General features: G+C 68.1%; 33 protein-coding genes and 1 pseudogene. 18 read left to right on the top strand and 16 right to left on the bottom strand.

What is annotated here, in order from left to right:
• From ACYVOK_RS26310 to ACYVOK_RS26320, 3 genes are read left to right on the top strand one after another with little or no spacing between them, the layout of a single operon-like run.
• Positions 1 to 177 carry a DUF6104 family protein gene (locus tag ACYVOK_RS26310; RefSeq protein ID WP_460665221.1) on the top strand — a complete coding sequence of 59 codons (177 nt, stop codon included), beginning with the start codon at positions 1 to 3 and terminating at the stop codon, positions 175 to 177.
• 25 nt (positions 178 to 202) lie between these two features.
• Entirely contained in the window at positions 203 to 334 is a 132-nt protein-coding gene (locus ACYVOK_RS26315; RefSeq protein WP_460665222.1) for a hypothetical protein, read from the top strand.
• Positions 335 to 372: 38 nt separating this feature from the next.
• Entirely contained in the window at positions 373 to 819 is a 447-nt protein-coding gene (locus ACYVOK_RS26320; protein ID WP_460665223.1) for an AAA family ATPase, read from the top strand.
• Here the strand turns inward: ACYVOK_RS26320 and ACYVOK_RS26325 are convergent, their stop codons facing one another.
• The 3 genes from ACYVOK_RS26325 to ACYVOK_RS26335 all read right to left on the bottom strand — a co-directional run bounded on the left by ACYVOK_RS26325 (position 820) and on the right by ACYVOK_RS26335 (position 1,997).
• Positions 820 to 1,134, bottom strand: a complete 315-nt coding sequence (locus tag ACYVOK_RS26325; protein ID WP_460665224.1) for a hypothetical protein — start codon at positions 1,132 to 1,134, stop codon at positions 820 to 822. It abuts the gene before it with no gap.
• Between the two features lie 25 nt (positions 1,135 to 1,159).
• A complete protein-coding gene (locus ACYVOK_RS26330; RefSeq protein ID WP_460665225.1) occupies positions 1,160 to 1,534 on the bottom strand; it encodes a hypothetical protein in 375 nt (124 codons plus the stop codon).
• 106 nt (positions 1,535 to 1,640) lie between these two features.
• Positions 1,641 to 1,997 carry an ArsR/SmtB family transcription factor gene (locus ACYVOK_RS26335; RefSeq protein ID WP_460665226.1) on the bottom strand — a complete coding sequence of 119 codons (357 nt, stop codon included), beginning with the start codon at positions 1,995 to 1,997 and terminating at the stop codon, positions 1,641 to 1,643.
• Positions 1,998 to 2,111: 114 nt separating this feature from the next.
• Between ACYVOK_RS26335 and ACYVOK_RS26340 the strand changes: the two genes are divergently transcribed.
• Positions 2,112 to 3,347 carry a sodium:proton exchanger gene (locus ACYVOK_RS26340; RefSeq protein ID WP_460665227.1) on the top strand — a complete coding sequence of 412 codons (1,236 nt, stop codon included), beginning with the start codon at positions 2,112 to 2,114 and terminating at the stop codon, positions 3,345 to 3,347.
• A 3-nt stretch (positions 3,348 to 3,350) separates the two neighbouring features.
• Here the strand turns inward: ACYVOK_RS26340 and ACYVOK_RS26345 are convergent, their stop codons facing one another.
• The 4 genes from ACYVOK_RS26345 to ACYVOK_RS26360 all read right to left on the bottom strand — a co-directional run bounded on the left by ACYVOK_RS26345 (position 3,351) and on the right by ACYVOK_RS26360 (position 5,688).
• Positions 3,351 to 3,653: a WhiB family transcriptional regulator gene (locus tag ACYVOK_RS26345; RefSeq protein WP_460665228.1), complete on the bottom strand. Its 303-nt coding sequence runs from the start codon at positions 3,651 to 3,653 to the stop codon at positions 3,351 to 3,353.
• A 141-nt stretch (positions 3,654 to 3,794) separates the two neighbouring features.
• Positions 3,795 to 4,298 carry a GNAT family N-acetyltransferase gene (locus ACYVOK_RS26350; RefSeq protein ID WP_460665229.1) on the bottom strand — a complete coding sequence of 168 codons (504 nt, stop codon included), beginning with the start codon at positions 4,296 to 4,298 and terminating at the stop codon, positions 3,795 to 3,797.
• On the bottom strand, positions 4,299 to 5,267 hold the full coding sequence (locus ACYVOK_RS26355) for a zinc-binding dehydrogenase (protein ID WP_460665230.1): 969 nt from the start codon (positions 5,265 to 5,267) through the stop codon (positions 4,299 to 4,301).
• Between the two features lie 22 nt (positions 5,268 to 5,289).
• Positions 5,290 to 5,688, bottom strand: a complete 399-nt coding sequence (locus tag ACYVOK_RS26360) for a MerR family transcriptional regulator (RefSeq protein WP_460665231.1) — start codon at positions 5,686 to 5,688, stop codon at positions 5,290 to 5,292.
• 26 nt (positions 5,689 to 5,714) lie between these two features.
• Between ACYVOK_RS26360 and ACYVOK_RS26365 the strand changes: the two genes are divergently transcribed.
• Positions 5,715 to 6,545, top strand: a complete 831-nt coding sequence (locus tag ACYVOK_RS26365) for an alpha/beta fold hydrolase (protein WP_460665232.1) — start codon at positions 5,715 to 5,717, stop codon at positions 6,543 to 6,545.
• On the opposite strand, the gene ACYVOK_RS26370 is transcribed toward ACYVOK_RS26365, so the two are convergent.
• Positions 6,449 to 7,660, bottom strand: a complete 1,212-nt coding sequence (locus ACYVOK_RS26370) for an NAD(P)-dependent malic enzyme (protein ID WP_460665233.1) — start codon at positions 7,658 to 7,660, stop codon at positions 6,449 to 6,451. The genes ACYVOK_RS26365 and ACYVOK_RS26370 overlap by 97 nt on opposite strands.
• A gap of 312 nt (positions 7,661 to 7,972) precedes the next feature.
• On the opposite strand from ACYVOK_RS26370, the gene ACYVOK_RS26375 reads away from it, so the two are divergent.
• The 5 genes from ACYVOK_RS26375 (at position 7,973) to ACYVOK_RS26395 (ending at position 11,802) form a co-directional block, all read left to right on the top strand.
• A complete protein-coding gene (locus ACYVOK_RS26375) occupies positions 7,973 to 8,836 on the top strand; it encodes an ABC transporter substrate-binding protein (protein ID WP_460665234.1) in 864 nt (287 codons plus the stop codon).
• On the top strand, positions 8,833 to 9,660 hold the full coding sequence (locus ACYVOK_RS26380; protein ID WP_460665235.1) for an amino acid ABC transporter permease: 828 nt from the start codon (positions 8,833 to 8,835) through the stop codon (positions 9,658 to 9,660). Before ACYVOK_RS26375 ends, ACYVOK_RS26380 begins: the two co-directional genes overlap by 4 nt.
• A complete protein-coding gene (locus ACYVOK_RS26385) occupies positions 9,660 to 10,415 on the top strand; it encodes an amino acid ABC transporter ATP-binding protein (protein ID WP_460665236.1) in 756 nt (251 codons plus the stop codon). Before ACYVOK_RS26380 ends, ACYVOK_RS26385 begins: the two co-directional genes overlap by 1 nt.
• Positions 10,416 to 10,538: 123 nt before the next feature.
• The gene (locus tag ACYVOK_RS26390) at positions 10,539 to 10,931 is read left to right on the top strand and encodes an ATP-binding protein (protein WP_460665237.1); all 393 of its coding nucleotides are present in this window, start codon (positions 10,539 to 10,541) and stop codon (positions 10,929 to 10,931) included.
• 76 nt (positions 10,932 to 11,007) lie between these two features.
• Positions 11,008 to 11,802, top strand: coding sequence for an RNA polymerase sigma factor SigF (locus ACYVOK_RS26395; RefSeq protein ID WP_460665238.1), 795 nt, complete (start codon positions 11,008 to 11,010; stop codon positions 11,800 to 11,802).
• On the opposite strand, the gene ACYVOK_RS26400 is transcribed toward ACYVOK_RS26395, so the two are convergent.
• Positions 11,803 to 12,213, bottom strand: a complete 411-nt coding sequence (locus ACYVOK_RS26400) for a hypothetical protein (protein WP_460665239.1) — start codon at positions 12,211 to 12,213, stop codon at positions 11,803 to 11,805.
• A 449-nt stretch (positions 12,214 to 12,662) separates the two neighbouring features.
• On the opposite strand from ACYVOK_RS26400, the gene ACYVOK_RS26405 reads away from it, so the two are divergent.
• On the top strand, positions 12,663 to 12,914 hold the full coding sequence (locus ACYVOK_RS26405) for a WhiB family transcriptional regulator (protein ID WP_012922773.1): 252 nt from the start codon (positions 12,663 to 12,665) through the stop codon (positions 12,912 to 12,914).
• Positions 12,915 to 13,025: 111 nt separating this feature from the next.
• Here ACYVOK_RS26405 and ACYVOK_RS26410 read toward each other — a convergent pair whose 3' ends face one another.
• Complete coding sequence (locus tag ACYVOK_RS26410; protein ID WP_460665240.1) at positions 13,026 to 14,504, bottom strand: sensor histidine kinase; 1,479 nt, start codon at positions 14,502 to 14,504, stop codon at positions 13,026 to 13,028.
• A gap of 104 nt (positions 14,505 to 14,608) precedes the next feature.
• Here ACYVOK_RS26410 and ACYVOK_RS26415 point away from each other — a divergent pair, with 104 nt between their 5' ends.
• The 4 genes from ACYVOK_RS26415 (at position 14,609) to ACYVOK_RS26430 (ending at position 18,276) form a co-directional block, all read left to right on the top strand.
• Positions 14,609 to 15,514 carry a DUF2785 domain-containing protein gene (locus ACYVOK_RS26415; RefSeq protein WP_460665241.1) on the top strand — a complete coding sequence of 302 codons (906 nt, stop codon included), beginning with the start codon at positions 14,609 to 14,611 and terminating at the stop codon, positions 15,512 to 15,514.
• Between the two features lie 95 nt (positions 15,515 to 15,609).
• On the top strand, positions 15,610 to 15,891 hold the full coding sequence (locus tag ACYVOK_RS26420; RefSeq protein WP_460665242.1) for a DUF3311 domain-containing protein: 282 nt from the start codon (positions 15,610 to 15,612) through the stop codon (positions 15,889 to 15,891).
• A complete protein-coding gene (mctP, locus tag ACYVOK_RS26425; protein WP_460665243.1) occupies positions 15,888 to 17,543 on the top strand; it encodes a monocarboxylate uptake permease MctP in 1,656 nt (551 codons plus the stop codon). Before ACYVOK_RS26420 ends, mctP begins: the two co-directional genes overlap by 4 nt.
• Before the next feature lie 115 nt (positions 17,544 to 17,658).
• A complete protein-coding gene (locus ACYVOK_RS26430) occupies positions 17,659 to 18,276 on the top strand; it encodes a DUF5317 domain-containing protein (protein WP_460665244.1) in 618 nt (205 codons plus the stop codon).
• On the opposite strand, the gene ACYVOK_RS26435 is transcribed toward ACYVOK_RS26430, so the two are convergent.
• A complete protein-coding gene (locus ACYVOK_RS26435; protein ID WP_460665245.1) occupies positions 18,238 to 19,515 on the bottom strand; it encodes an HD-GYP domain-containing protein in 1,278 nt (425 codons plus the stop codon). The two genes, ACYVOK_RS26430 and ACYVOK_RS26435, sit on opposite strands and share 39 nt — an antisense overlap.
• Positions 19,512 to 20,855, bottom strand: coding sequence for an HD-GYP domain-containing protein (locus ACYVOK_RS26440; protein ID WP_460665246.1), 1,344 nt, complete (start codon positions 20,853 to 20,855; stop codon positions 19,512 to 19,514). The genes ACYVOK_RS26435 and ACYVOK_RS26440 overlap by 4 nt, the downstream gene beginning before the upstream one ends.
• A gap of 275 nt (positions 20,856 to 21,130) precedes the next feature.
• Between ACYVOK_RS26440 and ACYVOK_RS26445 the strand changes: the two genes are divergently transcribed.
• The 3 genes and pseudogenes from ACYVOK_RS26445 (at position 21,131) to ACYVOK_RS26455 (ending at position 23,979) form a co-directional block, all read left to right on the top strand.
• Positions 21,131 to 21,205, top strand: a complete 75-nt coding sequence (locus ACYVOK_RS26445; RefSeq protein ID WP_369759046.1) for a 50S ribosomal protein bL37 — start codon at positions 21,131 to 21,133, stop codon at positions 21,203 to 21,205.
• Positions 21,206 to 21,519: 314 nt separating this feature from the next.
• Positions 21,520 to 21,708 (top strand): annotated as a pseudogene (locus tag ACYVOK_RS26450) (helix-turn-helix transcriptional regulator); the annotation flags it as partial.
• Positions 21,709 to 21,723: 15 nt separating this feature from the next.
• On the top strand, positions 21,724 to 23,979 hold the full coding sequence (locus ACYVOK_RS26455; protein ID WP_460665741.1) for an ATP-binding protein: 2,256 nt from the start codon (positions 21,724 to 21,726) through the stop codon (positions 23,977 to 23,979).
• An 8-nt stretch (positions 23,980 to 23,987) separates the two neighbouring features.
• On the opposite strand, the gene rsrA is transcribed toward ACYVOK_RS26455, so the two are convergent.
• From rsrA to ACYVOK_RS26475, 4 genes are all read right to left on the bottom strand, one after another.
• Positions 23,988 to 24,266 (bottom strand): mycothiol system anti-sigma-R factor, encoded by a 279-nt coding sequence (rsrA, locus tag ACYVOK_RS26460; RefSeq protein WP_460665247.1) that lies wholly within the window; start codon positions 24,264 to 24,266, stop codon positions 23,988 to 23,990.
• The gene (locus tag ACYVOK_RS26465) at positions 24,263 to 24,877 is read right to left on the bottom strand and encodes a sigma-70 family RNA polymerase sigma factor (protein ID WP_460665248.1); all 615 of its coding nucleotides are present in this window, start codon (positions 24,875 to 24,877) and stop codon (positions 24,263 to 24,265) included. The genes rsrA and ACYVOK_RS26465 overlap by 4 nt, the downstream gene beginning before the upstream one ends.
• Positions 24,878 to 25,006: 129 nt before the next feature.
• Positions 25,007 to 25,639 (bottom strand): alpha/beta hydrolase family protein, encoded by a 633-nt coding sequence (locus ACYVOK_RS26470; protein WP_460665249.1) that lies wholly within the window; start codon positions 25,637 to 25,639, stop codon positions 25,007 to 25,009.
• Between the two features lie 113 nt (positions 25,640 to 25,752).
• Positions 25,753 to 26,553, bottom strand: coding sequence for an SOS response-associated peptidase (locus ACYVOK_RS26475; protein WP_460665250.1), 801 nt, complete (start codon positions 26,551 to 26,553; stop codon positions 25,753 to 25,755).
• Between the last annotated feature and the right edge of the window lie 30 nt (positions 26,554 to 26,583).

The following is a 26,583-nucleotide window of genomic DNA, read 5'->3' on the forward strand; positions in this document are numbered from 1 at the left end:
GTGTACTTCACCGACCGAGGGATCGAGGAACTCGAGGGCCGGCGTGGCGAGGAGGACGTCACGCTGGCCTGGCTGGCCGAGCGGCTGCGCGAGTTCGTCGACCTGAACCCCGAGTTCGAGACCCCGATCGAGCGCTTCGCCACCTGGCTGGCCCGCCTCGACGACGAGGACGAGTAACCTCACCGTCCTCTAGCCTGAGCGAATGCCCTTCGCCGACCACCCCGTCCGACGGGTTGCCGCCGCGGAGGGCATTCGTCCGTCCGGGCGCTGGCCGCACACCATCCCGGCGGTCCGGCAGATCCTCACCGACGGCCTCGACCTGGACCCCGGCTGACCACGCGGGCCACCGAGTCACCGCTGGCGGACGAACTCGTGCTGACCCGCGGCGTCGGCGCCGAGCGCTCGGGATTCTTCCTGCGCGCCGAGACGATGCACGGCTTCTACACGTACCTGGAGCAGAACCCAGGAGCCCGGGACGAGCCGGTGTTCCACGAGATGAGTCACGGCGAGGGCTTCCTGACACTGATCCAGAACCGCTTCGACCGCCGCGGTTTCTACTGCCTGGACGAGCCCGAGTCGGCCTTGTCGTTCTCCAGCAGCCTGGCCGTGGTCGGCGTACTCAACCAGCTGGCCGAGTCGGGCTCGCAGGTGCTGTGCGCGACCCACTCCCCCGTCATCGCGGCTCTGCCCGGCGCGACGATTCTCGAGGTCGGCGAGTGGGGCATCCGGCGTACTGCGTGGGACGAACTGGAGCTGGTGGCGAACTGGCGCGCCTATCTCGACGCGCCGGCTCGCTACCTTCGTCACGTGCTCGGCTGATCAGCCGTGGATGGCGCCGACCTTCAGCGCGGTGATCTTCCCGGACACAGCCGCCCCGTTGTAGGTGGAGCAGTACAGCGTCGCCGTCCCCGGCGCGTTCAGGGTCAGCAGATCCTGGACGCTGACCGGGATCCGGCGGGACGTGATCGACCAGCCCAGGCGGACGCCGGTCTGATCGCCGGTGCTCAGTGAGCAGCTCGCGCTCTGGTTGTCGCCGTCGTCGTTCTGCAGCTCCGCCTTGCCGAACAGCGCGTAGACGCCGGCGGGCAGCGACACCGAGGCGACCGGCGTCTGGGCGAAGTTGAGCAGCTTCACCGGGTTGGCGCGCCCGATGTAGGCGTCACTGAAGCCCGCGGGGCCCCTGCGGTCCAGCAGGTCCAGCAGGCCCGGCCGGTCCAGCTGGCCCCCTCTCGCCGGTCGCGCCGGTGTCCCCCTTCGGGCCTTCCTCACCGGTCGCCCCCGTGGCACCGGTGGGCCCGACGGGTCCTGCCGGGCCTTGCGGTCCGGTATGGCTCCAGGTGACCGCCAGTTCGTTCGACCGACAGCGCTCGCCCTCCTCGACCACCCGGAGCGCGCCCTTGTCCTGCAGCAGTCCGCCTTTGCTGTAGCAGCCGTGGATCACCCCGTTCGGGCCCGGGATGGCGGCGTACGCGACGCTGCCTGCCCCGATCAGCCCGACGGCTACGGCGATTCCGGCGATCCGTGCGTTGTTCATCTGGTTCCCCCACGTCCGTTCCGTCCGGTGTGGACGGGTCTGGACTCGATGGTGCCGGGGAGACTTCAGTCAGCCTTGACGCCCGCTTCAGACAGTCTTCAGATCGTCATTCCGTGTGCGGGGGCCGCGGCCGGCGGGGTGGGTCGGGGGCCAGCGAGCCGTCGGGGGCGATGTGCTCGAAGATCTGGTCGACCAGGTTGAGCACGTGCGGGTCGTCGACGGTGTAGATGTGCCGCCGGCCCTCACGCCGGGCGGTGATGATGCCGGCCAGCCGGAGCTTACCGAGGTGCTGGCTGGCGGTGGCGATGCTGACGCCCGCGCGCTCCGCGAGCGTGCCGACGTCGTACTCGCCCTGAGCCGCCAGGGAGACCAGATGCAGCCGCACCGGGGCGGACAACATCGCGAAGGTGCCGGCGGCGGATTCCAGCTGGGCCTTCGTCGGTTCGGGGATCGGTGTCGTCATCGCGCAGTCATTGTGACCGCTGAACCGGCCAGGCGGCAGCACGCCAGGCCGGGGTGACGACGGTCTCACACTTTCGCAATTGCGAAAGTATTAAAACGATGGCAGCCTGGAGGCATGCTTCGAGCTCTCCGCCCGGTGCTGGTCCTGCTTGCGGTGGCGATCCCCGCGGTCGCCCTCCGCCTGACCGGCACCCACCCGCCGGCCCTGCTGTCGATGCTGATCTTCGGCCTCGCCGTGGTCGCCGCGTCCTTCGTGCTGGCCTGGGCGGCGGAAGCGGCGGAGGTGGACATCGCGGGCGGCCTGGCGATCGCGGTGCTGGCGGTGATCGCGGTCCTCCCGGAGTACGCGGTGGACCTGTACTTCGCGCACACGGCCGGCACCAATCCGGAGTACGTGCAGTACGCCGCCGCCAACATGACCGGGTCGAACCGGCTGCTCCTCGGCCTGGGCTGGTCCAGCGTCGTGCTGATCAGCCTGTACGTCGCCTCGCGCCGCAGCGGCCGGACGATCAAGGCGCTGGTGCTCGACTCGGGGTACCGTCGCGAACTCGGTTTCCTCGCCGTCGCCGCGGTGGTCGCGTTCGTCATCCCGGTGACCGGCCAGATCCACCTGGCGCTCGGCATCCTGCTGCTCGCGTTCTTCGCCTACTACCTCTACCGCGCGGCCGTCTCGGAGCACGACGACGAACCGGACCTGATCGGGCCCGCCGCGTCGATCGGCGCACTGCCGACGGTGCAGCGGCGGATCTCGGTGATCTCGATGTTCGTCCTGGCGGCCGGCGTGATCCTGGCATCGGCCGAGCCATTCGCGAACTCGCTGGTCGACGGCGGGCAGGCGCTCGGGATCGACCAGTTCCTGCTGGTGCAGTGGCTGGCTCCGCTGGCGTCGGAGGCACCGGAGTTCATCGTGGCGCTGCTGTTCGCCTGGCGGGGCAAGGGCGCGGCCGCACTGGGCCTGCTGATCTCGGCCAAGGTGAACCAGTGGACCCTGCTGATCGGCAGCCTGCCGGTCGCCTACCTGCTCGGCGACGGCCCGGCGGCGCTTCACCTGGACGCGCGGCAGGTCGAGGAGTTCCTGCTCACCGCCACCCAGACGCTGCTGGGTCTGGCCGTCCTGCTGAGCCTTCGGTTCCCGCGGTGGGCGGCCTGGACGTTGCTCGGCTTGTTCGCGGTCCAGTTCGCCGTACCCGGTCAGACCGGCCGGTACGTGTTGTGCGGGATCTACGCCGTGCTCGCGGTGGCCGCGATGGTCCACAACCGGCGGTATCTGGTGCCGACGATCACCTCGCCGTTCCGGCGCACGGAAAAGCTCGCCGACGCGGAGCGCGTCGACGAGCTCGTCGGAGTCTGAGTCTCAGCTGGCCTGCTGTTCCTCGACGATCGTGGCCGCCGGGCGGCGGCGCTCCTGCGGTCCCGGGCGGCCGCGCCGGCGGCCGTACAGGAACTTCTCGCCGGCCGCGGTGCCGGTGAACTTGGTCCGCCGGGCCCACTCGCGGCATTCCTCGAGCACCGGGCAGGACGTCAGGCACACGGCCTGCGCCCGGCGCTGCTCCCACTGGGTGGCGGTCTCGTCGTACGCCGGTGCCTGGCCGACACAGGCTGCCTTCGTCATCCAGCGGTCGGCGGGGTCGGCGATCACCGTCAAGGTCGGCCTCATGGGCACTCCTGCTCCTCATCGATCGGGCGGATCGAAACTTTCCTGCGGGTAGGAACAGACTGAGCCAGCCTCGTTGCCCTGGTGCGACGCCCGTGTTTCGGGCGTGAAACGGCACCCGGCACAGCAGTGCCGGTGACACCGTCAGCGGCGGACCATGCGGATCTCGGGCACGCCGAAGTAGGGTTCCTCGACCCGGGTACCGTCCTCGACGAAGCCGTGCCGCCGGTAGAACGCCCGCGCCCGCTCGTTGTCCTCCAGCACCCACAGGCTGGCCGGCTCCTTGCCGATGGCAACCTCCATCAGGCGGGTGCCGAGACCGGTGCTCCACCAGGCCTTCCGGGTGTAGATGGCGAAGAGCTCGAGCGGTGTCGGCGCGTCGTCGTCACGGGCCGGGCCGGCCGCCGAGAAGCCGATCACCCGGTCCCGGACACCGGCGTCCGGATCGGGGTTGATCGCCAGCCACCGGACCTCACCCTCGGCCAGCGCACTGATCCATCGCTCGATCCGGCGGTCGGAGTCGTCGGTCCGCTCGGCCAGTACGGCAGGTTCCACCAGGCCGTCGTACGCCTCCCGCCAGCACAGTAGGTGGCACCAGGCCGCGGCCTCGGCATCGTCGACCGTGGCGCGGCGAATCTCGGGTCGCACTCAGACAGTAAAGACGATCTTGCCGAAGACGTCGCCCTCGTTCATCTTGGCGAAGCCCTTGCGGGCGTCGGCCAGCGGCAGCACCGAGTCGATGTGCGGTGAGATGCCGGCATTCGCCATGAACCGGACGAGCTCGGCCAGCTCGGTCCGGGTGCCCATGGTGGAGCCCTGCACCCGCAACTGGAGGAAGAAGATCCGGTTCAGCTCGGCCGACTTCGGCGCCTGGCCGCTGGTCGCACCGGAGATCACCACGGTGCCGCCCGGCTTCAGCGACTTCAGCGAGTGCGACCAGGTCGCCTGGCCGACCGTCTCCATCACCGCGTCGACCCGCTCCGGCAGCCGGGCGCCGGACTCGAACACGTCGTGCGCGCCGATCTCCAGCGCCTTCGCCCGCTTTCCCTCGTCCCGGCTCGTCGCCCAGACCCGGATCCCGGCGGCCCGCGCCAGTGTGATCAACGCGGTCGCCACCCCACCGCCGGCGCCCTGCACCAGCACGGTGTCACCGGGCTTCAGACCCGACTGCGTGAACAGCATCCGGTACGCCGTCAGCCACGCGGTCGGCAGGCACGCCGCCTGCTCGAAACTCAGCCCGGCCGGTTTCGGTACGACGTTGTGCGCCGGTACGGCGACCTTCTCGGCCAGCGTGCCCTGGTAGCGCTCGCTCAGCAGCGACCGCTTCGGGTCGAGTGTCTCGTCACCCTTCCAGCCCGGGTCGGAGATCACCGCGTGCACGACGACCTCGTTGCCGTCGGCGTCGACACCGGCCGCGTCGCAGCCGAGGATCATCGGCAGGTTCTGCTCGGCCAGTCCGACGCCCTTCAGCGACCACAGGTCGTGGTGGTTGAGAGCGGTCGCCCGTACGTCGATCGTCACCCAGCCCTCGGGCACTGTCGGCTCGGGGCGCTCCCCCACCTCCAGTGCGGCGATCGGGTCGTCGGCGTCGAACTTGGCGGCATAGGCAGCAAGCATGCGTACCACCCTAGGCGGTGGTTCAGCGGCCGTCAGTTACCGAATTCACCATCGGTGTGGCCAGTACGCCGTCCAGCAGGGACCGGGACTCCTCGAGCGCCTTGATGGACGCGGTGATCCGGTCCCGTTCCTGCTGCAGTTGCTCGATCAGCACCGGGCAGGTCGGCTCCAGCTTCTCCGTCACACACGGCAGGACCTGGGCGATCGTCGACGTCGACAACCCGGCCGCCAGCAACGTCCGGATCCGCCTCACCAGGTCGACATCGCTCTCGGCGTACTCGCGATACCCACTCGGCAACCGCTCCGGCCGCAGCAGCCCCTGGTCCTCGTAGTAGCGCAGCAACCGCTCACTCACCCCGGTCCGGGCCACCATCTCCCGCATCCGCACCAAACCACCACCTCGGCGACTTGACTCTGACATCAATGTCGGAGTTTAGCCTCCGGCACATGACCACAGTTCTGCTCGCCCACGGTGCCAGCGGCGGTATCCAGGCCAACTACGCGGCGCTGATCGAGGACCTCTCCGTCGACCACACCGTCATCGGCCTGGACCTTCCCGGCACCGGCGGATCACCCCGGCGCCCCGAGCCGCTCACCCTCGACGGACTCGCCGACGAACTCGTCGCCGCCGCCGACGGCCACGACCGCTTCGCGATCGTCGGCTATTCGCTCGGTACGGCGTTGGCGATCCGGGCGGCGATCCGGCATTCCGACCGGGTCAGCGCTCTCGTCCTCACCGCACCGTTCGCCAGACCCAACCCGCGGCTCACCCTGCTCGTCAGGCTGTGGCGGGAACTCCTGGGCAGCCCGGATCAGCTGGCCGCCTTCGTCCACCTGATCGGCGTCGGTACGCCGGCCCTCGACCGCGTCGGCGAGACCGACCTGGCCGGCTCGCTCGCCGTCGCCGCACAGACGGTGCCACCCGGTACGCCGGACCACCTCGACCTCATCGAGACCGTCGACGTACGCCCGGACCTGGCGCGGATCGCCGTACCCACGCTGGTCATCTCGACCACGCAGGACAACCTCGTCACGCCGTACCACCACCGGGAGGTTGCCCAGGGCATCAAGCAGGCGCAGTACGCCGAGCTCAGCGCGGGACACCTCCCGTTCGTCGAGGCACCGCGGGAGTGGATCGGGTTGATCCGGACCTTCCTCGACGATCAGCAGCGTCTCGAGGATCAGGCGCGGGCGACGCCGTCGGCCTCGGCGGCCGCTGCGACCGCGGTGGCGACGGCGGGGGCGACGCGCGGGTCGAAGGGCGACGGGATGATGTAGTCCGGGCGCAGGTCGTCCTCGGTGATCAGGTCGGCCAGGGCCGCGGCGGCGGCCAGCTTCATGCCTTCGGTGATGCGGGACGCGTTCGCGTCGAAGGCGCCGCGGAAGATGCCGGGGAACGCGAGCACGTTGTTGATCTGGTTCGGGAAGTCGGACCGGCCGGTCGCGACCATGGCGGCGTGCCGGTGGGCGATGTCCGGGTGCACCTCCGGGTTCGGGTTCGCCAGCGCGAAGATCATCGACCCGCCGGCCATCCGGGCGATCGCCTCCTCGGGCACCGTGCCGCCGGACACCCCGAGGAACACGTCCGCGCCGTCCAGCGCGTCCACCAGCCGGCCGGACCGCCCGCCGGCGTTGGTGTCCCGGGCCAGCGACAGCTTCACCGGGTTCAGGTCGGCGCGGTCCTCGTGCAGCACACCCTTGCTGTCGACAACGGCCAGGTCGCCGACGCCTGCCTGCAAAAGGATCCGGGCACAGGCGACCCCGGCCGCACCGGCCCCGGAGATCACCACCCGGACGTCCTCGATGGACTTCCCGGTCACCCGCAGGGCGTTCCGCAGCGCGGCCAGGACGACGACCGCGGTGCCGTGCTGGTCGTCGTGGAACACCGGGATGTCCAGCCGCTCCTTCAGCCGCCGCTCGATCTCGAAGCACCGCGGCGCCGAGATGTCCTCGAGGTTGATGCCGCCGAACGTCGGAGCCAGCCGGACGACGGTCTCGACGAACTCGTCCACGTCGGTACAGTCGAGCGCGATCGGCACCGAGTCGACGCCGCCGAACTCCTTGAACAGCAGGGCTTTGCCCTCCATCACCGGCAGCGACGCGGCCGGGCCGATGTCACCCAGACCGAGGACGGCGGTCCCGTCGGTGACGACCGCGACCACGTTGGACTTCCAGGTGTAGCGCCGTACCAGGGACGGGTCCTCGGCGATCGCCGTACAGACCCGGGCCACCCCCGGCGTGTAGGCCTTGGACAGGTCGGCGGCGTCACGGACGTGGACCGAGGACGTCACCTCGATCTTGCCGCCGCGGTGCAGCTCGAAGACGGCGTCGCCGGCGTACCGATCGGACGCGGGGATGCCGGCGGAAACGGACGGATGGGGCTGGGCGACCATGCGAGGACCCTTCGGTGAAACAGCGAGCAGGCAGTCGGTTACAGTAAGTGGGCGGTTCGATCAGTGGGTGCGTCGAACCACGCGCGGCCAGGGGGTCACCCGTCGCACCGAGTAAACCACACACCGCACTGGTCTGGTCTGTGAGGGTCCCCACAGCGGCCCTGGGGCTGCGTCGGAGCCGCAACAGGGTGACGATGAGGTCTCGGCAGCAGTCAGCAGCCGATACGCGGCTGGTTGCTGTGTCAGGATGCAGCATCCGGCCCGGTAGCGTCCGGACCGGCGTACCAGTTCCAGTGTCGAGGAGTATCAGCGATGAACATCGTCTCCACCCTCCGCAAGAGTCGCGGCCAGCGCCGGACCCGGGTCACCGTCGTCGCGGCCGCAGTGCTCGCGCTCACCCTCGCAGCCTGCGGCAGCGAGGAGACGCCGGGCGCCGGCGGTGGAACCGAGGACAAGGCCGCGGCGGCCGGCATCACCCTGGTGAAGCCCGGCAACCTGATGGTCTGCACCCACCTGCCGTACAAGCCGTTCCAGTACAAGGAAGGCACCGAGGTGGTCGGTTTCGACGTTGATCTCCTCGACCTGCTCGCCAAGGACCTCGGCCTGAAGCAGGAGGTCGTCAACATCGAGTGGGCCCAGGTCACCTCCGGCGCCGCCTTCAAGGCGAAGAAGTGCGACATGGGCATGGGCGCGATGACGATCACGCCCGAGCGGCAGGCCGCGATCAGCATCACCGACCCGTACATGGACGCCACCCAGGTGCTGATGGTCAAGAAGGACTCCGGCATCAAGGGCCTGGCGGACCTGCGCGGCAAGAAGATCGGCGCCCAGGCCGACACCACCGGCAAGAAGTACGCCGACGACAACGCGAAGCAGTACGGCTACACGGTGATCCCGTTCAACGACCTGGCGATCCAGACGAACAACGTCAAGTCCGGCCGGGTGGATGCCGCGATCAACGACAACGGCGTGCTCTACGACTTCGTCAAGGCGAACCCGGACATGGCCGTGGTCGCCGAGTTCGACACCGGTGAGCAGTACGGCTTCGGCGCGCTCAAGGACGGCAGCGGACCGAAGCTGGTCGCCAAGTTCAACGAGGTGCTGACCAAGGCCAAGTCGGACGGCACCTACAACGAGATCTACAAGAAGTGGTTCGGGGTTGAGCCGAAGAAGTGAGCGCACCGACCGACACCGCCACCGTTGAGCGGAAAGGGCTGAGCCCGCGGCAGCGGGCTCAGCGCTCCCGCTGGATCCAGTACGCGATCCTCGTCGTCCTGCTCGTGGTCGCCGCGGTCAGCGCGGACTGGCGCCAGATCGGCAGCGTCTTCTTCGAGCCCGAGTTCATCCGGGCGGCGTTCCAGGACGGCCTGCTGCAGGCCTTGATCAAGACGATCGAGTACACCGCCGGCGCCTTCGTGATCGGCCTGGTCGGCGGCACCATCCTCGCGCTGATGCGGCTGAGCAGCGTAGGTCCGTACCGGTGGATCTCGACCGCGTACATCGAGTTCTTCCGCGGCCTGCCGGCGATCGTGGTGTTCATCGCGTTCAGCCTGCTGCCGCTGGCCTTCGAGGGCATGACGATCCCCTGGGACCCGTACGGCGTGGTGTGGCTGGCGCTGGGCATCGTCGCCTCGGCGTACATGGCCGAGGTGATCCGGGCCGGTATCCAGGCCGTCCCGAGGGGACAGGTCGAGGCGGCCCGTTCGCTCGGCATGCCGCCCGGCCTGGCCACCCGCAAGATCGTGCTGCCGCAGGCGTTCCGGATCGTGCTGCCGCCGCTGACGAACGACCTGATCCTGCTGGTCAAGGACTCCTCGCTGGTCTTCATCATCGGTGTCAGCGCGCAAGGGTACGAGCTGACCGGGTTCGGCCGGGACCTGGCCAACACCTACTCCAACCTGACCCCGCTGGTCACCGCGGGCTTCTGCTACCTGGTCATCACCTTGCCGCTGGGCATCCTGGTCCGCCGGCTCGAAGCGAGAGGGGCGAGGGGGCGCTGATGGCTCTGGTCGAGATCAAGAACCTGCACAAGTCCTTCGGCAGCAACCACGTCCTGCGCGGGATCGACTTCACCGTCGAACAGGGCGAAGTGGTCTGCGTGATCGGCCCGTCCGGCTCGGGCAAGTCGACGCTGCTGCGCTGCGTCAACCTGCTCGAGCGGCCGCAGCGAGGGCAGGTGATCGTCCGGGGCGAGGACATCACCGACCCGGACTGTCATCTGGACGCGGCCCGGCAGCAGATCGGGATGGTGTTCCAGCAGTTCAACCTGTTCCCGCACCTGACCGCGCTGGCCAACTGCACGATCGCCCAGCGCACCGTGCTGAAACGCAGTGCGGCCGAGGCCGAGCGGATCGCCCGGGCCAACCTGGAACGGGTCGGCCTGACCGAAAAGGTCACCGCGTATCCGGCCCAGCTGTCCGGCGGTCAGCAGCAACGTGTCGCGATCGCCCGTGCACTGTCGATGGACCCGGCGCTGATGCTCTTCGACGAACCGACCTCGGCGCTCGATCCGGAACTGGTCGGCGAGGTGCTCACGGTCATGCGCAAGCTCGCCCTGGACGGTATGACGATGCTCGTCGTCACCCACGAGATGGCCTTCGCCCGGGAGGTCGCCGACCGGGTCGTCTTCATGGACGGCGGCGTCATCGTCGAGCAGGGCGCGCCGTCCGACGTGATCGGGAACCCGACCGAGGAACGCACCCGGACTTTCCTCCGCCGGGTCCTCGACCCGACCCACGTGGAACCGGCCGGCTGAGGTTCGTGGCACGAAGGCCCGGTCTTGTCCACAGGACCGGGCCTTCGCCGTGCATTGCGGGCTTCCAGCGTGGAAGATGTACGGCGTGGTGGGCGATCACCCACCCGATACGAGGGAGGCAGTGTGGGCAGCAGGGGACGATCCGCCGAGGTCCGGCTGAGTATTCCGGCGGACAGTGCGTACATCGCCGTACCGCGGTCGGTGGTCGGTAACCTGGCGGCCCGCAACGACTTCACCGTGGACGCGATCGACGACCTGCGGATCGCCGTCGACGAGGCGTGCTCGCTGCTGCTGCCGCAGGCCTCGGACGGCGTGCTGGAGTGCGTGTTCGAGATCGACCCGCCGCAGCTGACCGTGCGGACCAGTGCCCTGGTGCCGAACGGTTGGCGGCCGGACACCTCCTCGTTCGGCTGGACCGTGCTGACCGCGCTGGTCGAGTCCGCGGCCGCGGAGACGATCGACGGCCGGCTCACCATCACCGTGACGGCAACCGCCACCGCCACGGAGAGCCTGTGAGCGAGCGTAGCGAGCGAACAATGGGTAGAGCACTGTTGCCGGTGACGCCGCAGCCGAGCGCCGGCGAGGCGAAGGCGTGACCGAGGACCGCGTCCTGGGCGAGTCCCAGGACTCCCCCGATCTGCGTACCCGGACGGCCGAGCTGTTCCGGGCGATGGCGGCCGCGGGCCAGGGCGACCCGGCGTACGTCGTTGCCCGGGACGGCCTGGTCGCGCTGCACATGCCGCTGGTGGAGCACCTGGCCCGCCGGTTCCGCAACCGTGGCGAGCCGTACGACGACCTCGTCCAGGTCGCGACCATCGGCCTGATCAAGGCGATCGACCGGTTCGACTCCGATCGCGGCGTCGAGTTCTCGACGTACGCGACCCCGACGATCCTGGGCGAGATCAAGCGGTACTTCCGGGACAAGGGCTGGGCGATCCGGGTGCCCCGGCGGCTGCAGGAGCTGCGGTTGTCGCTGACTTCGGCGACCGCCGAGCTGACCCAGGAGCTCGGTAGGGCGCCGACCGTCGCCGAGCTGTCCGAGCGGCTCGGGCTGTCGCCGGATCTGGTGATCGAGGGCCTGGAGTCCGCCAACGCCTACAACACGCTGTCCCTGGACGCGCCGGACCAGAACGAGGCGGACGCCACGACGGTCCTGGACGGCCTCGGCGGCGAGGACGAGGCGCTGGAGAGCGTGGAGTACCGGGAGTCCCTGAAACCGCTGCTGGCGCAGCTCGACACCCGGGAGAAGCGGATCCTGACGCTGCGGTTCTTCCGCGGGATGACCCAGTCCCAGATCGCGGAGGAGATCGGCATCTCCCAGATGCACGTCTCCCGCCTGCTGGCCCGCACCCTCACCGAACTGCGGGCCGGCCTGCTCAAGGAGTAGCTAAAGGACCGGGCGGTCCTTGGTCGGGTCGTCCGCGAGGGCCTCGGTGGACGCCCGCTGGAAGATGCCGATCAGTACGCCGGCGGCCGCCAGCGCGAGCGCGACCGCGACCGGCTTGGTGGAGCCACCCCAGAAGCTGTAGGCGACCAGGATCTGGATCAGCTGCGCGAACACGGCCGGCCCGCGGCTCCACGTCGACGCGCGGGACAGGCCGCGGGCGACGACCATCAGGCCCCCGCCGTACAGCAGGAAGAACACGGTGGTGGTCAGCCCGAGGACCAGCCGGGAGCCTTGGATCGTTAATGCTTCGGCAATTCCGAGAACGACGAGCACAAGGCCTTCCGCAGCCACCACGGCCGCGGCTAGCTTGAGCGGTCTCGGTACGGCGGCAACTGGGGAGTCGGTCGGCACTTCGCCAGCTTAATGCCCCATGCCGGGTGTACTTCGGGCGCACGGGAAGACGACCTGCTCTTCCTGCGAGCCCACTGGTCACGCCGAACCCCAGCCCCACAGGGATCGAGGTCGTGCGTAACCAAAAGGCGTTCCGATCGGTTACCTGCAGTGAACGGGTGATCGCGGGGACGAACCTTTGTCCGGTAAACGGACGAGGCGCTCCGCCGCGCACCGGTTCGTAGTGTTAAGGAAGTGTTGTGATCTGATCGACAACTCCAGAACCCTTGTTTCACTCCGCTGAGATTGGGAACATGGTGTCGTTCGTGAAAACGTTCACAACACCGCTCTTAGATGGGCAGCTCGCACCTCCAACCCCCGTGCGAGAAGCATCACGAGTACAGCACCGCTGATTGGGCACAGACCTACCCGACAGCGTACGACCACTACTGAGAGAGATGGGATTCGCCATGGATTGGCGCCACCGGGCCGTTTGCCTCGATGAGGACCCGGAACTGTTCTTCCCCATCGGCAACACCGGGCCCGCGATCATGCAGATCGAGGAGGCCAAGCAGGTGTGCCGTCGCTGCGACGTGCGTGAGCAGTGCCTCGCCTGGGCTCTCGAAGCCGGCCAGGATCACGGAGTCTGGGGCGGCCTGAGCGAGGACGAGCGCCGCGCCCTCAAGCGCCGCAATGCCCGCGCGCGCATCCGCACCGCCTGAGCAGTGATCCGGGCCCCGCGGATGAACCCGCGGGGCCTTTCGTTTTCCCGGGAAACACAGTGCGTCCGGAGAAGTGTGGGCCCTGAACCACAGTTCCCCGGACGCAACGTGTCAGTCCTTCACCGGGATGTCGAGGGTGACCTGCGTGCCGGGCCTGCCGTCGTGGCGGGGACCGAACTCCAGCGTTCCGTCCAGCTCACCGATGACGAGCGTGCGGACGATGGACAGGCCGAGATTGCCGGACAGTTCCGAGTCGAAGCCGGCCGGCAGACCCTGCCCGTCGTCGACGACGGTGACATGGAGCCGGCCGACCGACCGCTCGGCAGCGAGCTCGATCGTTCCGGTGGCCGCTCCCCCGTCCCGGGACCGGAAGGCGTGCTCCACCGAGTTCTGCATCAGCTCCGTCAGCACCATCGCCAGTGGCGTCGCGATCTCGGAGTCCAGGACGCCGAAACTGCCCGAGCGCTTGGTCTCGACCGCGGTGGCGACCGTGGACACGTCCGCGACCATCGCCCCGACCCGGTCCGCGACGTCGTCGAAGTCCACGTGCTCGTCGAACGACTCCGACAGGGTCTCGTGCACGATCGCGATCGAGCCGACCCGGCGGACCGCCTCGGCCAGTGCGGCCTGGGCCTCCGGCACGGTGATCCGCCGGCCCTGCATCCGCAGTAACGCCGCGACCGTCTGCAAGTTGTTCTTGACGCGATGATGGATCTCCCGGATGGTCGCCTCTTTGGTGACCAGCTCCCGCTCCCGGCTGCGCAACTCCGTGACGTCGCGCAGCAGGATCAGTGCCCCCACGTGCTGGCCCTCGGCGCGCAACGGGATCGCCCGCAGGAACAGCGTCGCCTCGGGATTCTCGATCTCGAGTTCCTTGGCCGCGCGCCCGGTCAGTACCGACGCCAGCACGTCGTCGACCTTGTGCCCGCTGTGCAGCAGTTCACCGGTGATGTCCTTCAGCCGGCTGCCGACCAGGTCGGTGACCAGCCCCATCCGCCGGTACGCCGACAACGCGTTCGGGCTCGCGAACGTCACCATCCCGTGCCGATCGACCCGGATGCAGCCGTCGCCGACGCGTGGCGTGGTGGACAGCAGGCGTTCCCCGCCGTACGGGAAGACACCGTCGGTGATCATCCGGGCCAGGTCGGTGGCGCTTTGCAGGTAGGCGATCTCCAGCCGGGACGGGGTCCGGACGCCGAGCAGGTTGGTGTTCCTCGCGATCACCGCGATCACCCGGGTGCCGCGTCGTACCGGGATCGTCTCGACCCGGACCGGGACGTCGTCGCGCCACTCCGGGTCGCCTTCGCGGCAGATCCGGCCGCCGTCGTACGCCTGGTCCAGCAGGTGCCGGCGGCCGCGCGGGATGAAGCTGCCGACGATGTCGTCCAGGTACGCCGTCGGACCGGTCGTCGGCCGCATCTGCGCCCCGGCCCAGAACCCGAGGCCGTCGGTGTCCGGCAGCCAGAGGACCAGATCGGCGAAGGACAGGTCGGCCAGCATCTGCCAGTCGGAGACGAGCAGGTGCAGGCGGTCCAGGTCGGCCTGGTCCAGAGTGGTGTGGTTACGGGCCACGTCGGTCAGAGACGGCACGTTTTGATGCTACCGACGGCCTGTACCAGAACCTGCGGTGGTCCACTCGACAGATGGGTGTAGACAGGTGTTGATTGATCAGGTTCAGATGAAAGGATGCTCGGGTGGAGTCGACGTACTGGCAGGACGTGATGGCCGCGGACTACGCGGTACCGCGCGACCGTGCGCTGACCGACCTCACCGAAGAACTCGTCCGGGGCCTCGCCAGCACCAACCCGCAGATCCGTGACGCGCTGGCGTACCCGACCCTCGCGACCTGGCTGGAGCGCGGGGTGTACGACGACCTGCTGCCGGGCTTCGGTGACGGCCTCTGCGCCGGGCTTTCCTACGGACTGGGCGAGGACGGCACCGACACCGTCTTCCGCCGGTCCTTCACCGCGCTCACGCTGGCGGAGGTGATCCACCGCGACAACGCCGAGTTCCTGGTGCACGACGAGGTGGTGATGCGCTGGGGCGACCGGCTCGCCACGTGGCTGCTGCGGGAGCGCGACCTGCGCGGGTACGTGCCGGAGTGCGGCTGGGCACATGCCGTGGCCCACGGCGCGGACGCGATCGGTGCGCTGGCCCGGTCGCGGCACTGCGACGCCGGGGTGCTCCGGGCGCTGCTCGACGTACTGGCCGACCGGATCGTGAAGGACACGCAGTACCGCTGGGTGCACGAGGAGCACGACCGGGTCGCCCACGCGGTGATGACGATCCTGCACCGGAACATGCTGACCAGTGACGAGCTGGAGCGCTGGCTGAAGCCGATCGCGGCGACCGCGGCCCAGCAGCCGCTGATGCACGAGACGCTGCCGGAGTGGCCGACCCCTCCGGTCTACAACGCGCGCGGCGTGCTGCACGTCCTGCTGAGCCAGTTGGCGATCGGCGTGAAGGGCTTCCCGATCCCCGGTGACGACGAGTTGTTCGGCCGCCCGATCGAGGCCCGGGCCGACATGCTGCTGATGCTCACCGAAGCCGTGCAGGCCTCCCAGCCCTACATCTACCGCCCGGCCTCCACGCAGTCCTAGGTTCTGCACCGGCACAACCGTCCTCGAAGGTCTGGTCGCTCGTCCGGACGGACGGTAGCGTGCTCCGTTGCGCCTGTGTCCCGAGGAGGTTTGCAGTGTCCCGATTGTCCGCGGTCAAACCCGCGTACTGGATCTCCGGCGTCCTGCTGGCGATCGCGGTCGTCGTACCGCTCCTGGTCTCCACCTATGCCAAGGACGAGCCGAGGCTGTGGGGCTTCCCGTTCTTCTACTGGTACCAGTTCCTGTGGGTCTTCCTCTCCGCAATCCTGGTCAGCATCTGCTACAAGCTGGTGATCACCGAGGAGCGCAAGCGCCGGGCCGCACAAGGGCTCGATGACCCCGACAAGGCCGGCCCCGCGAAGGAGGCCGACCGGTGAACCACACTGTCGACTGGGTGCAACTGACGATCGTCGTCCTGATCTTCGGCGCCGTCACCGCGATGGGTTTCATGGCGGCCCGCTGGCGCAGTACCGGAACGCTGGACAACCTGGACGAATGGGGCCTGGGCGGCCGCGGGTTCGGTACCTTCATCACCTGGTTCCTGCTCGGCGGCGACCTGTACACGGCGTACACGTTCATCGCCGTACCGGCCGCGATGTACGCCACCGGCGCGATCAGCGGCTTCTTCGCGGTGCCGTACACGATCGTGGTCTATCCGATCATCTTCATCTTCATGTCCCGGCTGTGGTCGGTGTCGCACCGCAACGGGTACGTGACCCCGGCGGACTTCGTCGGCGGCCGCTACGGCAGCAAGTCGCTGTCGCTGGCGATCGCGTTGACCGGCATCCTGGCCACGATGCCCTACATCGCCTTGCAGCTGGTCGGTATGCAGGCCGTGTTCGAGACGATGGGCCTCGGCGGCGACAACCTGCTGGCCAAGGACCTGCCGCTGCTGATCGCGTTCGCCGTGCTGGCGGCGTACACCTACTCCTCCGGCCTGCGCGCGCCGGCGATGATCGCGTTCGTGAAGGACGGCCTGATCTACCTGGTGATCGCCGTCGCGATCTTCTACCTGCCGAGCGTGCTGGGTGGCTGGGGCTCGATCTTCGACGCGGCCGAGGCCAAGCTCACCGCGACGAACCCGAACACCGGCAGGCCGGTCGGCGCGTTCGTCCCCGGTGAGTCGGGTTACTCGGCGTACTGGACGCTGGCGCTCGGTTCGGCGATGGCGCTGTTCATGTACCCGCACTCGGTGACCGCGGTGCTGTCGACCAAGAGCCGCAACGTGGTACGGCGCAACGCGGCGATCCTGCCCGCGTACTCGCTGCTGCTCGGTCTGCTCGCCCTGCTCGGCTTCATGGCGATCAAGGCGAACGTGAACGTGACCGGCCTGGACGGGATCCCGAACCCGCAGCTGGCCATCCCGCGGCTGTTCGACCAGGAGTTCCCGTCCTGGTTCGCCGGGATCGCGTTCGCGGCGATCGCGGTCGGCGCGCTGGTGCCGGCGGCGATCATGTCGATCGCGGCGGCGAACCTGTTCACCCGCAACATCTACCGCGACTTCCTCAAGCCTGACGCGACCCCGGCCCAGGAGGCGAAGGTCTCCAAGATCGCGTCGTTGCTGGTGAAGCTGGGTGCGCTGGTGTTCGTGCTCCTGCTGGACAAGACGCTGGCGCTGAACTTCCAGCTGCTGGGCGGGATCTGGATCCTGCAGACCTTCCCGGCGATCGTGGTCGGCCTCTACACCCGGTGGTTCCACCGCTGGGCGCTGCTGGCCGGCTGGGCGGTCGCGATGGTGTTCGGCACGCTCGAGGCGTACAACGTGATCAACCCGGCGACCGGCAAACACTTCGGCGGCTCGCTGGCGAACGTCCCGTTCACCGACACCCAGTCCTACATCGCGCTGACAGCGTTCGGCCTCAACGTGATCGTGGTGGTCGTGCTGACAGTGGTGTTCCGGGCGCTGAAGCTGCCGGACGGCGTGGACAGCACGCACGCGACGGACTACGTCGCCGATCAGGGCGACCCGGGCGTGAAGGACCTCCCGGAGCTCCTGGACGAGGGCGGGACCTCACCGGCGAAGTCCTGATGTCTCGATGGCGGTCCCTCTGACCAGGGACCGCCATCACTCTTTGCTGCTATATCGACACGCTGCGGGGTCAGCTTGCCCCGGATTCCGTGCCCGGCGCGGCAGAATCGCGAGGGTGTTGCTGGTCCTCCTCGTCATGGTGCTCGCCGCGGCCGCGGCCTGGGCGACCGGTGGACGCTTCACCCGGCTGGCCGACAACGCGCTCACCGGCGTGCACTGGCTGGCCGCGGCGGCCATCGGGCAGTTCCTCGGCTCGCTCACCGGAGGTACGGCGTACCCGGTCGGCCTGATCGGGTCGGCGGTCTGCATCGCGGTGTTCCTCCGCCGGAACCTGCGTCGTCCGGGCGTCGGCCTGCTCGCACTGGGCTTCTTCTGCAACGCCTTGGTGGTCGCGCTGAACGGCGCGATGCCGGTCGCGGCCGACGCCTTGGCCCGGGCCGGTGTCGGCCCCTTCGTCAGCGACCCACGCCACGAACTGTCCGATGCCACTACCAGGTTGCCGTGGCTCGGCGACGTCGTACCGGTGGCTCTGCCCGGACTCGGTCAGGCGGTCAGCCCGGGCGACGTACTGATCGCCGCCGGAGCCGGGCTCCTGCTGTACGCCGGGATGGGCGGGTCGCACCGGGTTCCGTCGGGAACCGCGCCGGTGTGGGACGACCTGGAGCGCTACGAGGACGGGCCCGCGCTGCTGCGGCTAAAACCGGAAGCCCCGGCCGATCACCCTTCTGAGTGACTCGACCACGACCGGGTCGTACTCCGCGCCGATCCCCAGCCCGATCGACTCCATCGCCTTGTCCGGCGACTGCCCGGTGCCCTCCCCCACCAACTGCTCATAGGCGAGCGCCACGTTCACAATCCCGCTCTCCAACGGAATATCCGCATTGTTCGCCCGCCCCTGCCGATACGGATCATTAGAATGCCGCACGATCTCCGCCACGTGCTCCAGCACCCCGGACCGTTCGATGACAGCGGCGCCGATCTCCGCCGCCCGCTGCCGCTCTTCCCTGGTCCGCAACAAACTCGCCCCACCTGGACTAGGATCCGCCAATGCCAACTGGCCCACCCCGGACAGCAGAGCGGCGTACTCCAGCGCCTCCATCCGCGCAGGCGTCAGTCCCAGATCATGGCCGATTGCCACCGCCAGAGTCGCCGTCCGCGCATTCTGCCCGGGACTGCTGAAGCCAGCGATTTCCGTACTGCGGGCCATCGACCGCACTGTCGTCCGATACGTCCGCTGAGCCGAAGCAAACCGCCTGAATGCGAACTGCGTCAGCAACACCGGGACCACCACGAGCGGCACCGCCCAGAGGCCGATCAATGAGGTTCCAGCGGCCAGCAGCATGCCGCTGATCCCCATGGCCAGGCCGATGCGGGTCATCACGCCGAACTCGTCCCGCAGGGCCGCAGGAAACGGCCGGTTGAACCTCTCGGTGTCCTGGCCCGCACCGACCAGGGCATCCACGACGCCCGCGGACAGAACACCCACCAACATCGCACCGGTCAGACCGAGTGCATGGGTCCACGACCCATTCCACGCCAGGTTGTCCGGCGTGACCAATGAAAAGGTGATCGCGGCGCAGGCGACCGAGAGAACCCGGCGGCTGGAGATCGCCAGGTCCCATGGCAGACCGGCGACTGCCCGGGGAAAGAGGCCGGCCAGCGTCGCCAGCCCGGTCACCGCGATGATCTGAGGCACCTCCGGTGGAACGCCGAGCGCGGGACCGCGGAGCATCGCGTACCCGAGCGCGGCACTCGTCGCGATCGGTGCGCGGTTGCGGCTTCGATCCACCCGGAACTGCACCATCTCGCCGACCGCGATCAACAGGCCGAAGGCGACCGCGAACGGCCACTCGGTCAGCCCGCGCCGTCCTGTCAGGATCACCGCGACGAACCCGGCCACACATCCGGCGACAGCCAGCACGATGCCGCTGCTCAGCCGGCGCGTGTCATCGAGCTCCCTGGGCTGGCTCATGGCGGGCCGGCCGCCGAACCCGACGCACCGCCGCTGCTCCCCAGACTCAGGTCGTCGTGGTCGATGACCTGCACGCTGCCGTCCGGCGCCGGCTGGTCGACTGCCGCCTCCCAGCCCTGGGTTCGGATGACGTCCACGAAAGCATCGACCAGTTCCGGGTCAAAGTGAGTGACTTTGTCCTGGACCAGGATGGCAAGCGTCTCCTCGATGCTGCGTGCCGGGCGATACGACCTGGTGGACGTCAGACAGTCGAAGGCATCAACGATCCCGATGATCCTGGCGAAGTAAGGAATGTTCTTCCCACTGAGTCCGGCTGGATATCCGGTCCCGTCGTACTTCTCGTGATGGTGCAGGACGGCGGACTTGACCTCCTCGAGGAACGGGATGTTCCCGATCAGCTCGACGCCCCGCGCCGGATGGAGCCGGATCGCGTCCATTTCCATGTCGTCGAGCTTCCCCGGCTTGCGGATGATGCTCGTCGGTACGCCGACCTTGCCGACGTCGTGCAACAGACCGGCGTGCTCGAGCGCCTGCTGACGGTTGTCGGGCAGCCGGAGGTGGCGGCCGAGCATGCCGACGCCGGCACTGACTCGCTCGGAGTGACCACGGGTGTACAGGTCCTTGGTCTCGATGACCTGGATGAAGGCGCGCATCGCCGCCGCTTGGGCGGCGCGCTCGGCCTGGTACTGCGACATCGCCCACCGGGCCACCATCAACGGCGCGATCACCAGGAGGCAGGCCACGATGCTGAGACCACCGATCCAGGTCACCGCCAGCAGCACACCGAGCGCACTGTAGCCCAGCATCGGGAAGAAGGTCGGCAGGACCACCGACCGCAGGAAGTCGACGACTCGTACCTCTCCCTCGATCCAGAGGATCAGGCTGAGCAGCAGCGCGTTCGCCAACTGGTGGCCGACCGCGCCGACGATAGCCGCCAAGACAGCGAGCGGGACGTGTTCGAGAACTTCGGATCCGACCGGGCCACCCACGGCGGTGTAGGCGAGACCACCTCCGCCTGCAGCCAGCACGCGAAAGGACGGATTGAAGATCCGCTTCACCAGCGGCGACGGCTGCCTCAGCTGGGGAAGATATCCGAACACCGAAACGGCAACCGCGTACCAGGGTCCCGCTATTACGAAGACAGCAACCAGCGCCACAGAGTCAAGGGCAGCAGGATGATTCGGAAGCACCTTGAACCGCAGGGCACCGCCGATCAGCATCAGCAAGCACAGTGCCAGCGTGGTGAAGCCAAAGGTGATCTTTGTGAGAGCTATCGCCAGCACCACCAGGGCGGAGACGGCGACCACGGCCACCGTCGCCCGTAGCAGTGAAGGTCTCACTGGGCCACCTCAAGCCTTCCACTACCCCATAGCTCACCAGTCCCAGGTGTCGCCGGTCATGATACGTCACCTCCGATCAGCGGACGCAGTCTTACGCTCCCGGGTACCGCCGGAGCGCAGGGGGCAGACAGCACATCGCTGACTCGTCTGAATCTTGCTCATCAGGCCCACGCCGAAACACTGTAAGCCCAACCGTGACCCGCCGCCGAGAGTGAACTGAGAGGCATGGTATGAGAGACTGTGACTCTTTGCAGTTGTTTCAAGGAGGCTTAGGAATGGGCAAGACCGGCCGCAAGCGCCGCGCGCGGAAGAAGAAGGGCGCTAACCACGGTAAGCGCCCGAACGCCTGACTCAGGCGGCTACAGACAGCAAGGACCCCGGCCAAAACCGGGGTCTTTGCAATTTGGTCACAGGTCGGTCCAGATCATCATTCTCACAGGTCTTGTATCCGTAGCGTCCACGAACGAATACCCAAGGCAATGTTCAAACGATCGTTTTGCCTTTCGGCGCTGTGATCCGCAGCACCGTCGAAGGCCTGCCCAAACCGGTCCAGTCCCGCTGTGGATAGCGCCAGCGCGTGATCGTCCGATCCTTCTAGAGTTAGCTCCGGTACGGCGCCGTCGGTAGCCGGGTGTGGGTCGATGCGTGAGGGAGGTGGGTGACGATGGCCGCGGAAAGCTTCGGCGAACTGCTGCGCAGGTACCGCATCCGGGCCGGTCTCACCCAGGCCGCTCTCGCCGAGAAGGCCGGCCTGAGCGAGCAGGCGATCAGCGTCCTCGAACGCGGCACCCGAAGTCGTCCGAGGGTCGACACCGTCCGCGCGCTGACCGCGGTCCTCGGTCTGAGCACGGACGAGACCACGGAGTTCATGACCGTCGCGCGCAGCAAGGGTCGCAAGCGCCAGACACCGGTCTCCGGCTCCGAGTCCCCGACCGGCTACTCCCTGCCGATGCCTTCGCAGCTACCTCCGGCCATCCCCGACTTCACCGGTCGCGCCGCGCAGATGGAGGCCATCCTGTCGGCCCTGCGCGGTCCCGGTCGCAGTGGGGCGATCGGGATCGTCGCTGTGACCGGGATGGGTGGGATCGGCAAGACCTCGCTGGCCGTTCAAGCCGCCCATCAATTGGTGGACAGCTATCCGGACGGCCATCTGTATCTCAACCTCCGCGGCTACGGGCCGGGCAGTCCGATGACCACGACCGACGCCCTGCGCCAACTGCTGCGCTCGCTTGGACTGGATCTGCAGCTCATCCCTGAAGGCGTTGAAGAAGCGTCAGCTTTACTGCGATCGCAGCTGGCAGGCCGTCGTGTGCTGGTGCTGCTCGACAACGCAACCGACGTACGGCACGTCCTGCCGTTGCTGCCAGGGAGCCCGGGGTCGGCGGTGATCATCACCAGCCGAGGGTCGATGGCTACGTTGCCCGGTGCGCGGCAGATCAGGCTCGATGCGCTGTCGGAGGTCGAGTCGGTCGAGCTCTTGTCGGGTGTTGTCGGCGCCGACCGAGTTGCGGCCGAACCGGCAGCTGCCGAGAGCCTCACGCTGCTGATCGGACGGCTGCCGTTGGCGGTCCGCTTGATCGCTGCCCGGCTGGCGGCTCGTCCCACGTGGCCGATTCAGCACCTGGTCGAGCTGCTGCAGGACGAGGGCAGACGGCTTGACGGTCTCGGGTCCGACGAGACCGGCGTACGGGCGAGCATCGCCAGCTCGGTGCAGTACCTGGAGACCAGTGATCGGAGTCTGGATCGTGAAGCAGCGCAAGCCTTGCCGATGCTGTGTGTGCCCGACGGGGCCGACCTGCTCACCGTTGTCGCCGCTCACCTGCTCGACATTCCAGTACGGCGGGCCGATGCGATCCTGGAACGCCTGGTAGATCTCAACTTGCTCGAGTCCGTGGCTCCCGAGCGCTACCGCTTCCACGACCTGATCCGGACCTACGGGCGAGAGCTCGCCGAGCAGTCCTTCACCTTCGCCGAACGCGATGCAGGCCTGGAACGACTCCTGCGCTTCTACGTCGGCTGCGGCTGGCTCTGTCATTCGCTGACCCACGACGCGAGCCCGCGATTGGCCTTCGCCTCAACTCGGATCGAGCCGTTTCCGGCTCTCGCCGACATGGACTCGGCTTTGCGCTGGTTCGACAACGAACAGCGCAATTTGATGGACCGGGTGGCCCAGGCCGCCGCATCGACCCTGGCCGGATCCGCGCTGTTCCCGGAGCTTGCCCTGGCGCTGTTCGGCTACCACGAGCCGCGCCGCCGCTGGGTCGAGATGCGAGAGCTCGGCCATGGCGCGGTCGAGATCGCGCAGCGGTGCAACCGGCCGTTGATGGCAGCCTGGCTGGAACATGACAACGCGATCCCCGAGGTCGAGAACGGCGACCTGGAGTCGGCCGCCACTCACCTGTTCACAGCGCTGGAGATGTTCCGCGAGCAATCCGATACGGCCGGGCTGGCTCGATGCTGCTCTTCGCTCACCTATGTCCTCGGCCACCTCGGCCGGGTCGAGGAGGCGCTCGAGTTCGGCAACCGATCGCTGCAGCTCAGCCAAGAGCTGGGCGATGCCACCCTCGAGGGTGTCGCCTATACAGCGGTCGGCGGACTCTACAACCGCGCCGGCGACTACGACCGTGCGAACGACGCGTTCCGGCGTGGAATCGCCCTGGCCGAGAAGGCCGGCGATACTCGCTCGGCTTACAAGCGATACATCAACGCCGGTTTCTCTCACTTGCTGGTCGGCCGGTATGGCGAGGCCGTCGACTGGACTCTGCACAGTCTCAGGCTCGCGGAGCAGGCGCACGACGACGTCGGCCTGACCGAAAGCCACCAAACTCTCACGCTCGCATTCGCCGCCCAGGGCGATTACGAAACCGCACTGCGACATGCCGAAGCGGGGCTGGTGTCAGCCCGTAGGCTCAAGAACCCGATTCGGGAAGGCCGACTGCTGCTGGAGATGGCCCGGATCCACGCTGCCGCGGGTGACAGGTCGGCCGCGGCTACCAATGCAGGGACCGCGGCGACCGTACTGGCCCCTGTTTCTTCGATCCATGAAACCTATGCCAATGAGCTGTTGGCGTTATTGCAGCGCGGGAGGCCCTACACCTATACCTTTACGACGCACTCGATCTGAGAGAGCGTTCAGTCGGTGGGGGTGATGGTGGTTTCTACCTGGATTTGGGTTAGGCGGAGGAGGATTTTTTGGCGGAGGGCGTCGGGGGCGTGATCGGAGCCGCAGGAGCGGTGGACCAGTTTCTTGACGCAGCGTTCCAGGTCGTACTCGTCCAGGCAGGGGGCGCACTCTTCCAGGTGCTGCCGGATCTCCTCGGAGCTGGCGTCCTCGAGTTCGTTGTCGATGAACACGTACACACGCTGCAGGATCTCGCTGCAGTCGACGTCGTGGTGCTCGCCGCAGCTCACGACTCCTCCTCGGTTCCGGTCTCGTCCGTCGGGATCAGGCCCCGGTCGCGCGCGTAGTCGCCCAGCAGGTCACGCAGCTGGCGCCGGCCACGGTGCAACCGCGACATCACGGTGCCGACCGGCGTACCCATGATGTCGGCGATCTCCTTGTACGCAAAGCCCTCGACGTCGGCCAGGTAGACGGCCAGGCGGAAGTCCTCCGGGATCGCCTGCAGGGCCTCTTTGACGTCGGAGTCGGGCAGGTGCTCGAGGGCGACCGCCTCGGCCGACTTCAGGCCGCCGGGAGTGTGCGACTCGGCGGCGGTCAGCTGCCAGTCCTCGATCTCCTCGGTCGGCGACTGCGTCGGCTGGCGCTGCCGCTTGCGGTATCCGTTGATGAAGGTGTTGGTCAGGATCCGGTACAGCCACGCCTTCAGGTTGGTGCCGGGCGTGAACTGGTGGAACGAGCTGTACGCCTTCGCGAAGGTGTCCTGAACCAGGTCTTCGGCGTCCGACGGATTACGGGTCATCCGCATCGCCGCGGCGTACATCTGGTCGAGGAAGGGCAGCGCCTCGCGCTCGAAGCGCGCGGTCCGCTGCTCGGGAGTCTCGGTCGTGGTGGGAGTGGGCATCGTTATCGAGAATACCGGGGACTTCCCGGTGGTCCTCGCCGGAGCCTCTCTCGTCGCCATCATGCCGGCCACAACACGCCCGGGCGCGGGGGAATTCCCGGTCGGTGCTGCCCTGTCAGCGGCTGTCCACTATCCGGACACCTCGCGGCTCACCCATTCGAACACGGCTTCGACGAGCAGGTCGTGGGCCTCCTGCTGGCTCAGTTCGGCCCGCTTCGGCACCTTGAACGAGTGATCGGCGTCCGGTACGACGGCCATCTCGGTGAGCGGAGGGAATTCCTCGGGCACCCCGAACGGGTCCCGCTCTCCCTGCACCACCAGCGTCGGCAGCCCGGCGCCCTGCAACTCGTCGACCCGCGACTTCTCCGGCTTGCCCGGCGCGTGCAAGGGAAAGGCCAGCGCCAGTACGCCGGACGCACCGAGGCTGCTCGCGGTCCGGCAGGCCACCCGGGCGCCGGCGCTGCGGCCGCCGATCACCAGCGGGGTGCGGATCCGGAGCTGGCCGATGATCGCGATCCAGGCCTCGTCGAGGACCTTCGGGCCGGGCGCCAGTTTCCGCCCCGCGTAGCGCCAGGGCTGCTCGATCAGGAACACGTTGATGTCATGCTTCGGCAGCCGGGCGGCCAGCGCGGCCAGGTCACCCGACTCGATTCCGCCCCCGGCACCATGACCGAGGGCCAGCGTCGCCACCGGCCGCCGGGCCCGATGCGCGACGATCCGGGCATCCCCGTGCGGCGTCCCCACTATCCGTTCGTCGGTCACCGCCCCATCCTGTCATCACCCACGCGCGGAACGGCGGTCCTCGCCCGGTGGGTCAGCAGACAGGTGTTTCAAAGGCTGAAGAGCACGACAAGACAGCTGGGTGCGTCGGAAGATCAGAAGAGAGTGGTCTCCTCCGGCTCGTCGGGCTTGTCGATCGGGTCGACGCCGTCGGGCGGCAGCGGCTCGATCAGGTGGGGTCCGTTGTTCTTCACCGAGCTGACCGCCTTGGAGACGGCGTACGCCTCGAGGCGGCCCGGGGCGGCCGGGACCAGCAGATCGAGCAGCGCGTCAGGGTCGGAGCTGCGCGGGTCGAGCCAGGCGTCGTACCGCTCCCGCTCGACCAGCAGCGGCATCCGGTCGTGGATGCGGCCGAGGTCGTCGGTGGCCGTGGTGGTGAGGACCGTGCAGGTCCACAGCCAGGCCTCGTCCTTCTCCGGGTCCTCGACGGAGTTGTCCCGCCAGATCTCATACAGCCCGGCCATCGCCAGGACGCCGCCGTCGGCCGGGCGGATGAAGTACGGCTGCTTGACCGGCTTGCCGTTGACCTTCTGCTCGGACTTGTACCACTCGTAATACCCGTCGGCGGGCAGGATGCAGCGCCGGGAGGCGAAGGCCTTCTTGAACGCCGGCTTCTCCGCGACCGTCTCCATCCGCGCGTTGATCAGCCGGTTCCCGATCGAGGTGTCCTTCGCCCAGGACGGAACCAGCCCCCACTTCACCGTGGTCAGCTTGCGCACCGTCTCGTCCGGAACCTCACGGTTCTTCCGCTCGACCACCGCGATCACCTGGTCGGTCGGCGCGACGTTGTAGTTCTGCGGCAACTCCTGGACGGACTCCCGGACGTTGCCCGCCTCGATCTCGAACTCGACGACGAGATCGGCCGGATCCCGGCTGGACGCGTATCGACCACACATGGAAAACAGCCTAGTCAGCCCGACCGACAA

This window comes from Kribbella swartbergensis (assembly GCF_054784135.1).